This window comes from Candidatus Protofrankia datiscae, from assembly GCF_000177615.2.
Lineage (GTDB): Bacteria > Actinomycetota > Actinomycetes > Frankiales > Frankiaceae > Protofrankia > Protofrankia coriariae.
The window spans coordinates 4,876,610-4,889,723 of sequence record NC_015656.1 but is presented as its reverse complement, the minus strand read 5'-3'; the positions used below and the strand labels follow the sequence as shown (position 1 = coordinate 4,889,723).

13 protein-coding genes are annotated in these 13,114 nt (G+C 68.3%); 8 read left to right on the top strand and 5 right to left on the bottom strand.

All coding sequences use genetic code 11. From position 1 onward, the window contains the following. Nucleotides 1–318: 318 nt before the first annotated feature. Nucleotides 319–651 carry a hypothetical protein gene (locus FSYMDG_RS20625; protein WP_165440856.1) on the bottom strand — a complete coding sequence of 111 codons (333 nt, stop codon included), beginning with the start codon at nt 649–651 and terminating at the stop codon, nt 319–321. 1,179 nt (nt 652–1,830) lie between these two features. On the opposite strand from FSYMDG_RS20625, the gene FSYMDG_RS20620 reads away from it, so the two are divergent. The 4 genes from FSYMDG_RS20620 to FSYMDG_RS20605 all read left to right on the top strand — a co-directional run bounded on the left by FSYMDG_RS20620 (nt 1,831) and on the right by FSYMDG_RS20605 (nt 6,252). Next, the gene (locus tag FSYMDG_RS20620) at nt 1,831–2,961 is read left to right on the top strand and encodes a DegT/DnrJ/EryC1/StrS family aminotransferase (protein WP_013875320.1); all 1,131 of its coding nucleotides are present in this window, start codon (nt 1,831–1,833) and stop codon (nt 2,959–2,961) included. 84 nt (nt 2,962–3,045) lie between these two features. Beyond that, on the top strand, nt 3,046–4,041 hold the full coding sequence (locus FSYMDG_RS20615) for an NAD-dependent epimerase/dehydratase family protein (RefSeq protein WP_013875319.1): 996 nt from the start codon (nt 3,046–3,048) through the stop codon (nt 4,039–4,041). A gap of 3 nt (nt 4,042–4,044) precedes the next feature. Next, a complete protein-coding gene (locus FSYMDG_RS20610) occupies nt 4,045–5,214 on the top strand; it encodes an MGDG synthase family glycosyltransferase (protein WP_013875318.1) in 1,170 nt (389 codons plus the stop codon). Between the two features lie 114 nt (nt 5,215–5,328). After that, nucleotides 5,329–6,252, top strand: coding sequence for a hypothetical protein (locus FSYMDG_RS20605; RefSeq protein ID WP_013875317.1), 924 nt, complete (start codon nt 5,329–5,331; stop codon nt 6,250–6,252). A 382-nt stretch (nt 6,253–6,634) separates the two neighbouring features. Here the strand turns inward: FSYMDG_RS20605 and FSYMDG_RS26935 are convergent, their stop codons facing one another. Together FSYMDG_RS26935 and FSYMDG_RS28905 are read right to left on the bottom strand one after the other, a co-directional pair. Then, entirely contained in the window at nt 6,635–6,793 is a 159-nt protein-coding gene (locus FSYMDG_RS26935) for a hypothetical protein (RefSeq protein WP_013875315.1), read from the bottom strand. A gap of 728 nt (nt 6,794–7,521) precedes the next feature. Continuing rightward, the gene (locus FSYMDG_RS28905; protein WP_237703167.1) at nt 7,522–7,677 is read right to left on the bottom strand and encodes a Scr1 family TA system antitoxin-like transcriptional regulator; all 156 of its coding nucleotides are present in this window, start codon (nt 7,675–7,677) and stop codon (nt 7,522–7,524) included. Between the two features lie 578 nt (nt 7,678–8,255). On the opposite strand from FSYMDG_RS28905, the gene FSYMDG_RS20600 reads away from it, so the two are divergent. Beyond that, the gene (locus FSYMDG_RS20600; protein ID WP_013875314.1) at nt 8,256–9,101 is read left to right on the top strand and encodes a putative protein N(5)-glutamine methyltransferase; all 846 of its coding nucleotides are present in this window, start codon (nt 8,256–8,258) and stop codon (nt 9,099–9,101) included. A 164-nt stretch (nt 9,102–9,265) separates the two neighbouring features. Here the strand turns inward: FSYMDG_RS20600 and FSYMDG_RS20595 are convergent, their stop codons facing one another. Both FSYMDG_RS20595 and FSYMDG_RS20590 read right to left on the bottom strand, forming a co-directional pair. Then, a complete protein-coding gene (locus FSYMDG_RS20595) occupies nt 9,266–9,526 on the bottom strand; it encodes a hypothetical protein (RefSeq protein WP_013875313.1) in 261 nt (86 codons plus the stop codon). A gap of 18 nt (nt 9,527–9,544) precedes the next feature. Beyond that, complete coding sequence (locus FSYMDG_RS20590) at nt 9,545–9,820, bottom strand: hypothetical protein (protein ID WP_013875312.1); 276 nt, start codon at nt 9,818–9,820, stop codon at nt 9,545–9,547. A gap of 410 nt (nt 9,821–10,230) precedes the next feature. Between FSYMDG_RS20590 and FSYMDG_RS20585 the strand changes: the two genes are divergently transcribed. Genes FSYMDG_RS20585 through FSYMDG_RS20570 form a run of 3 tightly spaced genes read left to right on the top strand, consistent with a single transcriptional unit; the run spans nt 10,231 to nt 13,092 of the window. Beyond that, the gene (locus FSYMDG_RS20585; RefSeq protein ID WP_013875311.1) at nt 10,231–11,589 is read left to right on the top strand and encodes a ferredoxin reductase family protein; all 1,359 of its coding nucleotides are present in this window, start codon (nt 10,231–10,233) and stop codon (nt 11,587–11,589) included. Then, on the top strand, nt 11,586–12,200 hold the full coding sequence (locus FSYMDG_RS25000) for an FMN-binding protein (protein ID WP_013875310.1): 615 nt from the start codon (nt 11,586–11,588) through the stop codon (nt 12,198–12,200). Before FSYMDG_RS20585 ends, FSYMDG_RS25000 begins: the two co-directional genes overlap by 4 nt. Then, nucleotides 12,193–13,092, top strand: coding sequence for an FAD:protein FMN transferase (locus FSYMDG_RS20570; protein WP_013875309.1), 900 nt, complete (start codon nt 12,193–12,195; stop codon nt 13,090–13,092). The genes FSYMDG_RS25000 and FSYMDG_RS20570 overlap by 8 nt, the downstream gene beginning before the upstream one ends. The last annotated feature ends 22 nt before the right edge of the window (nt 13,093–13,114 follow it).

The window sequence follows — 13,114 nt, the reverse complement described above, 5'->3', positions numbered from 1 at the left end:
GTTCGTCGATATCCGTACGGCACACCGGGGATGCTCTCATGGCTGAATAGCAGCCTTCCTGTGTTGGGTGCTGCATGGTGCTCCCGTGCGATATGGGAGCACTGTCGAGCGATATGGTCCCATATTGTGTGGCCTGTCGACACGGGTCGGCCCACATGGCGGGGCAGTGTGTGGTGGCGGGTTCGCGTTACCACCAACGTCAATACCAACGCCAACCGGTACGCTGCGGAGCGCGGCGCCGATAGGACGTCGCCGGCTGCCGGCTCCCAGTCGTCGGGCCGGTGCGAACCGGTGACGCCCGACCGAGGCTGCCGCTGCTCACTCCCGGCTGGCCGCGACGAATGCCTGGACGGTCCCGGCCGAAAGGACGCCGAGCGGCTGGCCGTCGTCCTCGACCGTGATGGTCGTCTCCGCCGTTATGCCACGCAGTGACCTGTTGACCGCATCGGTGAGAAAGTCGCGCCAGTCGAGGAAGATCTCAGGCTGGAAGGTGTCGATCATTTCCAGCAGTGGGCGGGCGGGATCGGAAAGCCTGTCGAGATCCCCGACAGTGACGATCGACGATCGAGCAAGATCTTTTTCCAGATGCACGAGACGGGCATACCGAACATTTGCGTCGCGCATTTCCCGAGCTGCCTCGCCGCCGGTCATCGTGTCCCGAAGTTCGATGCAGGGCTCCACCTTGTCAACGAGTTCCACGACACCGGCGAGGCTTCTGACGATCTTGTTCCGTGTCACCTTGTGGCTCCTTCGGACCGCTTCGCAAGCCGGGGATTCGCGGCATCCCGGGCTGGCGGTTCCAGCTTCCGGGCCTTTCTGACCATTCAGTCCTCTCGGATCTGCCGGGCTTCAAAGATCTTCGTGATCTTCCGTGCCTGTCGCCGGGCTGTCGAGCGCCCGGGAAAAATGATCGTGTTGTTTTCGGTCCGTGGGAGATCCGCTGGCGAGTCAGGTTCGGCGCTGTCTCCGAGCACCCCTTTATGTCCGCCGTGTCCATGGATATCCCGATCGGACTCATATCCGTAACGGGCGGTTCGCGGCGCTGTCACGGTACTGGGAGGGGACTCGAGACGGGACCAAAGTCCTGGCCGTTCCGGCTCCCCTTATGGGCGCCTTCCCGATAGTCTTGCTGTGCGTCCCGGCAGAGTGGTGCGTGATCTGCGTTCCCCCCGTACGTCAGATCATGTCTACCCTCTGTCGGGGCCTTTCATGCTGCCCGCGACCTGTCACCGTGCCTGGTCAGACCTGGTCGGCGACCATACGGCGGGTGTGCCGGGCGCCGCTCGTCCACAGTGGCGATGCCCCTGGACGACCAGGCCCTGCGTCGACCTTGCCGACCTTGTCGGCCCTGTGGACACACCTGGCGGTCGGGTACTTTCCCCGAAGATCGATATTGCTACCTGTTTATGGCGCGCTGACACGAGGTAGCCTCCGGTCGTCGGCGAGCCGTAAAATGCACCCGCCGACTGATCGCAAGGCCATGGTTGCGTTGTTGTGATTCAGGCTCGCGGCCGTTGTGGCTGGTTTGTCGGATCATCCAGGTGACTTGTCCCACTGTGGTCGGACGAGTATCTGTCGGATGGGTATTGGACAGCAATGAGATCTACTATTTAATGGATACGCCAAAACGTAAACCGGGCGCTCGGCGGTCATTCCTGGGCCGGGCGGGCGGCTCTCCGGTGGGTGGCCGTGAAAAGGATCAGGGGAGGATGTCCAAGAGCGGGATGATCCTGACGGCCACCCGGTGGGCGAACCGGTAGCGTCGCTGTCCACCGTGCCCGGACCGGCAGGTGGTGACTTGACAGGACGCGGGACTCTGAAGGGGTGCAGATGCAGGTTCCATCAGCGCGGATCGTCTTCCCGGAAGCCGATCGTGCGGAGATTGCGTCGTCGGTGTCGGGGATCCTGGCCAGCGGGGCGCTGACGCTCGGTGCGTATACGAGGGAGTTCGAGGCCGTGTTTGCTGCGGCCCACGACACCCCTTTTGGCATTGCGGTCAGTAGCGGCACAGCGGCGCTTGAGATTATTCTCCGGGCGCTGGACGTGGCGGGTTCGGATGTCATTATACCCACGAACACCTTTGCGGCCACCGGTTTCGCCGCCCTGCGGGCCGGCGCGAACCTGGTTTTCGCGGACGTGGACCCCGGCACGTTCGCGCTCAGCGCGGCCACCGTGGCCGACGTGCTTACACCGAGTACCCGAGTGGTCATTCTGGTGCACATAGGCGGTCTGATCACTTCGGATGTCGACGCTATTCGGGCACTGTGTGACGAACGGGGTATTTTTCTGGTCGAGGACGCGGCGCACGCCCACGGAGCGAGTCATGACGGTCGCCCCGCGGGGTCCTTCGGCACGGCCGCGGCGTTCTCGTTCTATCCGACCAAGATCATAACTAGCGGCGAGGGCGGGATGATACTCACCGCCGACGAACGCGTGCGGGACGAGGCGGTAATATTCCGGGACCAGGGGAAAGCCGGTTTTCTCGGCAACGTTCACATCAAACAGGGCTACGCCTGGCGGCTGAGTGAGCTGCATGCCGTGACCGGGCTGGTACACCTGCGCCGGTTGTCCGAATTCCTCGAGGTCCGCCGCCGGGTCGCCGCCCGGTACGACGCGGGACTCGACCGTATCGACGGGATCGAGCCGGTCCGGGTGCCGGCCGGCGGGTACAGCAACTTCTACAAATATCTGGCTCTGCCGCGCCCGGGCACTGATCGGGCCCGGCTGAAAAAGGAGCTCAAGGAGCGCCACGGTGTGTCGCTGTCGGGTGAGGTGTATGAGGCGCCGCTGCACCAGCAGCCGGCCTTCGCGTCGTATGCCGGCGGCAACCTGCCGGTCGCCGAGGATCTGTGTGCCCGTCACGTGTGTCTTCCGGTCCACTCGGACATGACCGAGGCCGAGGCGGATCACGTGCTTGCGTCGCTCGCGTCCGCTCTCGAGACCCTGGCGGTACAGCCCTGATCAGGTGATCATCGCCCGTAACAGTTCTCGGGGCAATTTCATCGGGCGACCCGGCCCGCAACCGACAATTCTGGACGGATGACCATGCGTATAGCCGTCACCGGAGGCTCCGGGTTCATCGGAGCCCATGTAGTGGACCGGCTCGCCGATGCCGGCCATGACGTGATTGCACTCGACCTACGGACACACAGGGCAGATCCACGCGCTGATCACAGGGTGCTCGACGTTCTGAACCTGCCCGCTGTCACCAGCGCGTTCGCCGGCTGCGAGGTGGTTTTCCACCTCGCTGGCATGTCCAATGTCGACCATGCCTTCGCCGACCCGATCCGGACCGTGCGGCTCAACGTCGAGGGCACGGCGAACGTCTGTGAAGCGGCGCGTGTTGCCGGTGTGCGCCGGGTACTGTTCGCTAGCACCGTCTGGGTCTACGGCGCGGCCGGCGGCGATCCGGACGACCCGCACCCGCTGACCGAGGACGTCGAGTTCGCGCTGGTTCGTGCCGGTCATGTCTACACCTCCACCAAAATTGCGGCGGAGCTGCTGCTCCACAGCTACCAGCAGACCTATGGTGTGGATTTCACGATTCTGCGCTACGGCATTCCCTACGGTCCCGGCATGCGGGACGAACTGGTCCTGGCCCGGTTTCTCCGGAAGGCACTCGACGGGGAACCGCTCACGATCGCAGGCGATGGCCAGCAGTTCCGCAACTATGTGTTCGTCCGTGATCTGGCCGACGCGCACGTGCTTGCTCTGGCCGACTCCGCGCGTAATGCGACGATCGCGCTCGAAGGTGATGAACGGGTCAGCGTGCTGGCGATGGCACAGGCGGTCCGCGACCATGTCCCCGGCGTCCGGATCGAGCATGTTCCGGCGCGCCCGGGCGACTTCCGGGGGCGGCCGGTGTCGAACGCGGCGGCCGAGGCGCTGCTGGGCTGGCATCCCACCACCCGGTTCGCCGAAGGGGTCCGGCAGTATGTCGAGTGGTACCTGGCCGATCGGCGGCCCACCCGTGACCAGCTGGCCCCGATACCACCCCGCCAGGCGGCCGACGGGGTCGGCGTCTCGGCGTCGTCCGAGTAAGTCATGGCCGACGAGATGGCCGACGGTCCCACGGGTGGCCCGGTGACGGTCCCGGCCCGGCAGCCCCAGCACGCTGGGAAGCGGGCGCTGCTGCTGTCGGGCTCGCTCGGGATGGGCCACGATGTCATGGCGCAGGCCTGCGCGCACTCGCTGACCCTGCGTGGGTTCTCCACCCGCACGCTGGACTCCCTGCGCATGATGGGCGGCCGTGCCGGCGCCATGGGGGAGGCCGTGTTCCGGGGGATGCTGGCCGTGCCGGGCCTCTACGACGCGGTGCACTTTTCGCAGATGCGGCCGGGCGGCCCGTTGGCGCGGGTGATCGAGGCGACCGCGTCCCGGTTCCTCGTTCCCAGGCTGGCGTCGACGTTGCGCGAGCAACCGGTCGAACTGCTTCTGTCGATCTTCGCGACCGGGGCCGCGGCGGCGAGCCGGATCAAGGCCGAGCATCCCGGCATGATCACAGCGGTGTTCTGTACGGATGTCTGCGTCCACCGGCTCTGGGTGCATGACAACACCGATCTGTACCTGGTCACCTCGGCCACGGCAGCGCGGTTCGTCCGCCGGTTCCATCCCCAGGCGCGGATCGCCGTCGTCCCGACGCCGGTGCGTCAACCCTTCTACGACCCGCCGACGCAGGCCGCGGCCCGGGCCGCCCTCGGCATCCCCGCTGACGCGCGCTGCGTACTGCTGATGTCAGGCTCCTGGGGCCTCGGCCCATTGGTCGCCGGTGCCCGGGCGTTGGCCGAGTCCGGCGTGTGGGTGATCGCGGTGGCCGGGCGCAACGCCTCGCTCGAGGCCCGGCTGCGGGGGCTGGCACGTACCCGTCAGCAGGTTATCCCGTTCGGTTTCACTGACCGTATTCCCGAACTGATGGCAGCAAGTGATCTTGTGGTCACTTCGTCGGGGGACAGCTGCAGCGAGGCCCGCGTGATCGGACGAGATCTCCTGCTGCTCGACGTCGTGCCCGGTCACGGCCGGGACAACCTCCAGCTCGAACTCGACCGGGGCCGGGCGGACGTGACCTCCGCGGACACCGCGTCCCTGCGCCGGTCGGTGCTTGCCGCGCTGGATCGCACCAAGCCGCCCTCGGTCCGCGTGGTCGGTACGCCGGACGCCTGGGAGCAGGCGTTCGGCGCCGCGCTCAGCCAGGTCGAGCTGGGTAATGGCTGGTAGGACTGGTAGGAGACAGCCCGCGCGGGCGTGGTGCGGCAGCGGAGGTGGGATGGTAGGGGACGTGGGACGCAGCGGTGGCACACGTACGCACCTCGGCCGGATTCCGGGCGGCGCGTGAACAACGCGCTCGCCGTCGGCGCACCGATCGCGGTTGTGTCAGCGGCCTTCTACGGGATGGCTCCCATGATCCAGGCTGTCGCGGCGCGGCAGGCACCACCTGGTGGTGGGCTCGGGCTCGGGCTGTTGCTCCGTCTTACGGTGCGCCCGTTGTGGCTGCTCGGGCTCGCGGTCGAGGCCGGATCGTTCCTGCTGGAGGTGCTGGCCCTGTCGGTGGCCCCGGTGGCCCTTGTCGCGCCGCTGATGGCGGGCGACATGGTGGTCTTCGCGTTGCTGGCCCGACGGTTCCTCGGGGAGCGGATCAGCCGGGCCGGCTGGCGCGGGATGGCATCCATGGTCGCCGGAATCGCCCTGCTCACCTTTGCCTTCAGCCGCGGCGCCGAGGTCGGCGACCGGGCGAGCAACCATGACATGGGGCTGTTCCTGGCCTGCGGGCTGACGTTCACGGCTGTGGGCGCGTGGCTGGCGAACCGGGCGGGCAGAGGGGAGCGGGTCGCCCAGGCAGCGCTGCTGTTCGGGCTGTCCGCGGGGGCCTGTTACGCGATCGCGACGTTGGCGACCCGTCAGATCGGCCTCTATCTGGACGATCATGAGTTGGCCCGTCTGCTGGCCACCCCGACCCCGTACGTTCTGATCCTTTTCTCCGTGCTTGCCCTGGGCCTGGAACAGCGGGGGCTGCAGGGGCAGGCGGCGGTGATCGCGTTTCCGGTGACCAGCGGAGTCTCGGCCTTCCTGCCGGTGATGCTCGGCCTGACCCTGTTCGGCGAGTCGGCGCCCGAAGGACCGCGGATGGTGGCCTTCGTCGCCTCCCTGCTGCTGGTCGCGGTCGGGATTTTCGGTCTTGGCGGGGACCGGGTGGCGACCAGTGCGCCCGAGCCGGAATCCCGGCCCGAGTCGCTGTCCGAACGATCACAGCGATGACCTGGAAGACCCCACCTGGCACAGCGGATCGCCGATGCCGTCCGCGGGACAGCTGCTGCCCACGTTCTTCACGAAACCGGACTTTTCATGAAAGCGTACCTTTCGTAAGGACAGCTCCGCGCGGAAACGATCTGTCGTCGGCGAACGCGGTGATCCAGCTGATTCGTTCTGCCGTTCTGCCGGACCGGCTGTCCGGAGACGGGGCATGCCCGGACCAGCCGAGCGGATCCCGCATCGCTGGGATGCGCGGCGACAGGCGATACGGGAGAAGAACGAGACGGCCCTGATGGGTTCGTTCTTGTCCGACCTGCCGACGGATCGGCTCGGCTGAACCTGCTGACCGGGACCTGACCGGCTGGCGGTCGCGTGTACGACGGTCAGATCAGACGTGGAACCTTTCCATTGCCCTACGGACACGGGAGTTCGCCTGGGCAAAGCTGATCTTTCCGTCAACGTATGCGGCGAGGGCAGTGCGGCGCACCCGCTCGGCACGCGGATCCTCCAGCGGGGTGCTGAGCAGGTTAGTCGTGACAGTGGCCACGCTGATCACCTCCCGTTGCGCGGAAACAACAGCGACAAAAAGACCGTCTGACAGCGTCAGACGTGTAATGGATCCAGGGAAGGGTTCGCGCTCCATGGCGATCGTCGTTCGGAGCGCCGTGTGATCGCTTACTTACGTCCCGCCGACGCGTGATCGTGGCAACCAATCGGATCTGCAGGTCGGGCGGAAGGGAAGCCTGAGACGCCCCGACCCTGGGGCTTCCGCCCAGTCGATGGCGTTCATGGCACCTACGCTCCTCCACGGCAACAGCGGGTGTGGATACCCGCCAGCAGGGTCGGGATGACGTCTGCCCGCGTCCGTCGTCAAGACCAACGCTGGAAGAACCACAACCCGACCGGACAGCTACAAGAGTGCGCTGTTGTGGGCCCGATCGCAAGACCCTTTCTGTCAGGTCATCGATCGTATCCTGACAGCGACCATCGCGGTGGCTCGCCGGTCGGCCGCTGCCGGCCGGCGTTGCCGCGAACACGAAGGCCGCCTGGGCGTCGTGCCCTGGGCGGCCGGAGATTACGGCGGTCGCACCTCTATATGATCATGCTCTTGCACCTGGGGCCCGACAACGGCCCCGGGATCCGGGCCTCGATCCCTGGCGGCCCGGTTTCCGGTTCCCGGGGCCCGAGGTCCGAGGTCCGAGGTCCGACGGCGACGCGATCATGCTGTCCTCCGTGCCGCCGTCGATTGTCCGGATCCTTCGGCGTCCAGTTCTTTCAGCTTCGATGGAGCACCGCCTCGTCGAGGATGACCCACAGTCGGGGCGGGCTGTCGCCGGTCAACCGATTCTGCCGGTATAAATAGTTACAGAATCTTGAGGATGTGGGGAGATCTCGCCGCGTTCGTTCCTGGCGTGTTAATTGTGTCCCGATTGTTTGAACGGTATTCCGTCTGGGTGCCGGTAAATGCGCGTCGACGCGGGACCGGTGTCCTGTGTTTCATCCGGGTTCCTCCTGGCGAGACCCGTAACGTCCGCTCGCCGTGAACCGGAGACGGACGAGGGCGCGCCTGCCCGGCGGGTCCCTGAGGAGATCCGCGCCGGCCGTGCCAGGGGACTGATCCGTATTCGCCGGAGAGGGCCCGAGCGGCGCGGAACCGTATACGGCAGATTTGTTTTTTTGTCTGTCGGATCCCTGTCCGGCGTCGCGGGTCCGCTCAGGTAGTGTTGCTGTTCTCAGCAACGCAGGACGCGTCGAGGAGGTGAGTCCCATTCCCACGGTGTCAGGTCCCGCGGTGTCAGGTTCCCTGACGTCAGGTCCGATGACGTCAGGTCCGATGGCATCAGGTTCCACTGTGTCAGGCTGGGCGCTCCCGCCTTACGGCCGTGTGATCCGACCGCACGGTGCGCTGGGGGCTCAGGCCTCTCGGCAGCACGAAAGAAACATGATCGTGCCGCTTTCGGCTCGCTAGGTGGCCAGGAGGGCGCCCTTCGGCATCCCGAAAGGTTCCCGTGTCGTTTTCTCCAGCACCTTCTCCAGCACCGTCATCTCTGCCCGCCGTCGTTGCCAGGCTGCGGGCCGTCGGCTGTGTCTTCGCCGAGGACGAGGCGCGGCTGCTCTTTCGCGCGGCGCGGACCGAGGACGAGCTTGCCGCCATGGTGGATCGGCGGGCCGCCGGCCTGCCCCTTGAGCACATCCTTGGCTGGGCGTGGTTCTGCGGCCTGCGGATAGCCGTGGACCCCGGTGTCTTCGTGCCCCGACGCCGCACCGAGTTCCTCGTCCAGCAGGCTGTCGCTCTCGCCCAGCGGCTGGCCGCCGGACGCGTCGGCCAGCCGCCGAACCGGCCGGCGGCGGTCGTCGTCGACCTGTGCTGCGGCTCGGGCGCGGTGGGCGTCGCGCTGCTTATGGCCCTGGACGCGGTCGAGCTGTACGCGACCGACCTCGACCCGGCTGCGGTGCGGTGCGCCCGCCGCAACCTTGCCGGCGCCGGAGGCCAGGTGTACGAGGGCGATCTTTACGAGCCGCTGCCCGTCACGCTGCGGGGACGCGTCGACATCCTGGCCGCCAACGCGCCCTACGTGCCCACCGAGGAGATGGGGCTGCTGCCTCCCGAAGCCCGTGTCCACGAGCGGCGGATGGCGCTCGACGGCGGCACGGACGGGCTTGACGTCCTACGGCGGGTGACCGCCGAGGCGCCACAGTGGCTGGCGCCAGGCGGCCGCCTGCTGGTCGAGACCAGCGGGCGGCAGGCGGCACGGACCGTCGAAACCGTCGCCCGCAACGGGCTGCTCCCACAGGTGGTCACGTCCGAGGAGCTGAACGCCACCGTCGTCATCGGAACGAAGCTCACCCGGTAGGGAGGGATCCTCTACCACGGCCTGCGGGAGATGAGAGCTCAGGGCCGGGGGTGCGCGGACGTGGGGCTCCGGGCCTTCACCTGGCCAGAAAGAGGAAAACAGAAAGATGAGGAGAGGAAAGAAAGAAGAGGAGAAAAGAAAAGGCGAGAACGGGCAGGTGAAGATCAGTTCTGCTGTTCCGCCGGAGCGGGACGCAGAACCGCGCCCAGCGGGTGCGGCTCGTCGCCAGCCGCGTCCCGCAGAGCGAGCGCCGCTCGGTCGACGCCGTCGACGGTCCGCACGTCCGCGCCTGTCGGTCCGGGCTCCGCGAGATCGTCAGGACGGATCCGGTTGGGCACGGCTATGTAGTCACCGTCGGTGAAGGGTCGGAGGTCGGCGCCGAGCGGTGTCGTTTCTGTTTCCTGCCCGGGTGAAAGCCTGGCCACAGCGTCACGGCTCCTTTGTCACAGTGTCTGCATGGCGACGATTTCGGCTGTGCCGCCGGGGCCACTGCTGTTGGTCACCCGGACACGTACCGGTCGGCCGGAAGCCTTGGCTGCGGTGGCGACTGTCAGGACTTCTGATTCGGTCGGGTCCGGCTCGGTGTAGATCCGCCGCCATCCGACATAGCCAATCGTGTAGCGGTACTCGATCCAGGCCGTGCTGCCTCCCGCAAAGACGTTCAGGACGTATGCGTCGTAGTCGATCCACTGGCTTTGGTCCCAACCAGAACGCGCCATGACCGGCCTCCCCCTGTGCGTGGCCCAAGACGACGACCTCGGGCTCGGCTACCAAGGGTGATTTTTGCGTCGCCGCTGTGCTATCTCCAATCCGACACAGTCCACTAACCGACCTGGCGGTCCGGTCCCTCGCCGCCTGCGTCGGAAGCCGTCACCATCTCGTCAGGACGCCTGCGGCCGGTCAGAAGTCCTGCGATCAAGTTTTGTGATCAAGAAGGGAAGGTCGGTGGAAGTCCCGGCAAGTTCTGAGGCTCTTCACAGCATGTTCCCAGCTTCCGCGGTCATCGTCCGTGTCCATGAGCTTCACGCGGTATCCGGCCGGCGGGGCACGGACGCGCGGATCGAGCCGCGTGGGCGCGGCGACGCCCACGCGGGAACCAGGTCCCCCGCGCCTGCCGGGAGGCCGGGTCGTGTCGGGCGCGGCCCGCGGCCGGCCCGTGCCGCCGCGCTGGTCCCCGGGGCTCGCCGTACGGCTCGCCCTGGCGGCATGGGGAGTCGTGGTCGTGGCCCTGTGGTGGTTCGACACCTCCGCGTCCAGCGTCCACGGTGCCGGGCCCGCCATGACCGCGGCCGGCCGGGTCAGCGGCCTGCTGGCGGCCTACCTGGTGCTCGTGCAACTCCTGCTCATGGCGCGGATCCCCGTCCTCGAACGGGCGGTCGGGTTCGACCGGCTGGCGGCCTGGCACCGCGGGCTGGGCGCGAACGTCGTGCTGCTCATCGTCGTCCACATCCTGCTCACGGTGTGGGGCTACGGCCTGACCACGCATCATCAGCCGCTGTCCGAGCTCGTCACGGTGGTCACGACCTACCCGGAGATGTGGAAGGCGACCGTCGGCACCCTGCTGTTCGTGGCCGTCGGGGTGGTCAGCGCCCGCGCGGTCCGGCGGTGCGTCTCCTACGAGGCCTGGTATCTGCTGCACCTCACCGCCTACCTTGCCGTGCTCCTGGTGTACTCCCACCAGACGGCGACCGGCGTGGACTTCGTCGGCCATCCGGTCAACCGGCTGCTGTGGCAGGGGATGTACCTGGCGGTCGCCGCCTGCCTGGTCATCTGGCGGCTGGTCCTGCCGGCGGTGGCCGTCGCCCGGCACCGGATGACGGTGGAGCGGGTGGTCCACGAGGCACCCGGGGTCGTCTCGGTCTGGATCCGTGGCCGTGACCTGCATCGTCTCGGCGCGGTGGCGGGGCAGTTCCTGTTGTGGCGGTTCGCCGCCCGCGGGCATCTCGTCAGCGCGCACCCCTATTCGCTGTCCGCCCCGCCGCGGCCGGACCGGCTGCGCATCACGGTCAGGGCCACGGGCGATCACTCCCGCGCGATCGCCCACCTGCGGCCGGGCACCCCGGTCGTGGCCGAAGGCCCGTTCGGGCACTTCACCGCCGAGCACGCCACCCGGGGCAGGACGCTGCTCGTCGGCGGGGGCAGCGGGATCGGACCGGTCCGGGCGCTCGCGGAGGACCTGCTCGCCCGCGGCGACGACGTCGTCGTGGTGCACCGGGTCAGCCGGGCGGACGATCTCATCCTGTGGCTGGAGTTCGAGAGGCTGGCCGGCAACGGACGGCTGATCGTCCACCGTGTGGTCGGTTCCCGGCGCGACCTCGGACACGACCCGCTGGCGGCGCGTTTCCTCGTCGCGGCCGTGCCGGACGTCGCCGAACGGGATGTCTTCGTCTGCGGCCCCCCCGGGATGACACGCGCGGTCGTCCAGGCGCTGCGCGGCCTCGGGCTGTCCGACAAGCAGATCCACACCGAGGAGTTCACGCTGAGATGAACGAGAATGCCGGAAAGCCCTACCGGGCGCGGCTCGGCTTCGCCGCGCTGATGGCGACCGTCGCCCTGGCTGTCGGCGCGAAGACCGCGACCGGGCCCGGCGAGCGGCCCGTGGCGCTCGCCGTCACGCCGGCCACAGTCGGGGCGAGCCAGCAGCCCGCCACGACGGGCGACCCGGCCCCGGCTCCGGCTCCGACGTCGGCTTCGGGTGACGGCAGCTCGACTTCGGCGTCCGGCGACGCCGGTTCGTCCGGTTCGAACTCCTCCGCTTCGAGCTCATCCGGACCAGACTCCGCCGGTTCGCCGTCGGGTTCGGGCCCATCGGGTACGGCCACCGCCCAGATAGTGACAGGCGACGCCGTGAGCACCCGCTACGGCTCCGTGCAGGTCCAGGTCGTCCTGAGCGGAAAGACGATCACTGATGTGGTGGCCCTGCGGCTACCGGACCGGGAGCGGCGTGATATTGAGATCAACAACTGGGCGGTGCCGATCCTGCGCCAGGAGGTGCTCGACGCCCAGAGCACCCGGATCGACACCGTCTCCGGGGCCTCCTACACCAGCTACGGTTACGCGCAGTCCGTCCAGTCCGCTCTGGACAGGGCCGGTGCCTAGCCGGCCGGGCCGGGTCCACGCCGAACCGGTGATGGGCACGGTCGTCAGCATCAACATCCGCCGCCCGCCCGGCGCCGCGGAACTTGGCCCGTCGGCACTGGACGCGGCGATCGCGGCGGCGGTCGCGGTGCTGCACCGGGCGGACGAGGACTTCAGCACCTTCCTGCCGAGCTCCTGGGTCTCCCGGCTGCGGCGCGGCGAGATCGGCCTCGACGACTGCCCGGACCACGTCCGTGAGGTGTACCGGACAGCCGACGCCTGCCGGGAGCGGACCGGCGGAAGCTTCGACCCGGCCTGGCGGACGGACGGCACCCTGGATCCGACCGGTCTGGTCAAGGGCTGGGCGGCCGATGCGGCATCCCGGGCGCTGACCGACGCCGGCGCCCCGGACCACTGCGTCAACGCGGCCGGGGACCTGCTGGTCCGGGGAGCCTCGGGGACGGGCCGGCCCTGGCGGGTCGGGATCGCCGACCCCTTCGAGCGGGCCCGGCTCGTCGCGGTGGTCGAAGGCACGGATCTCGCCGTCGCCACGTCCGGTGTCTCGGAGCGGGGCGGACACGTCGTCGACCCGCGCACCGGGACCCCGGCGAGCGCGCTGGCCTCGGTCACCATCGTCGGGGCGGATCTGACCCTGGCGGACGCCTACGCCACGGCCGCCCTGGCCGCCGGCCACGCCGCGCCGGCCCTGCTTGCCGATCTCGCCCGGCAGGGATGGGCCTGGCTGACGGTCGACGCCACCGGTCGGCTGGCCCGTTCGGCCGGCTTCCCCGGTCAGGTGGCCGCCGCCGCGTCCACGCCCTCCAACGGCGTCATACCGCCGGATACACGCCCGTCAGAGCGGCTTTCCTCCGTACCTGCCTGGTCCGCTCCCACCGCTGTCGGGCCCGGATGACCGGCCCGACGCGGGAGACGGG

What these genes read in the sequence shown, in the direction of transcription:
- FSYMDG_RS25000 (WP_013875310.1), top strand. Translation starts at nt 11,586, where the DNA reads ATGAACGAGAATGCCGGAAAGCCCTACCGGGCGCGGCTCGGCTTCGCC.
- FSYMDG_RS20590 (WP_013875312.1), bottom strand. Translation starts at nt 9,820, where the DNA reads ATGGCGCGTTCTGGTTGGGACCAAAGCCAGTGGATCGACTACGACGCA.
- FSYMDG_RS20620 (WP_013875320.1), top strand. Translation starts at nt 1,831, where the DNA reads ATGCAGGTTCCATCAGCGCGGATCGTCTTCCCGGAAGCCGATCGTGCG.
- FSYMDG_RS20610 (WP_013875318.1), top strand. Translation starts at nt 4,045, where the DNA reads ATGGCCGACGAGATGGCCGACGGTCCCACGGGTGGCCCGGTGACGGTC.
- FSYMDG_RS20625 (WP_165440856.1), bottom strand. Translation starts at nt 651, where the DNA reads ATGACCGGCGGCGAGGCAGCTCGGGAAATGCGCGACGCAAATGTTCGG.
- FSYMDG_RS20615 (WP_013875319.1), top strand. Translation starts at nt 3,046, where the DNA reads ATGCGTATAGCCGTCACCGGAGGCTCCGGGTTCATCGGAGCCCATGTA.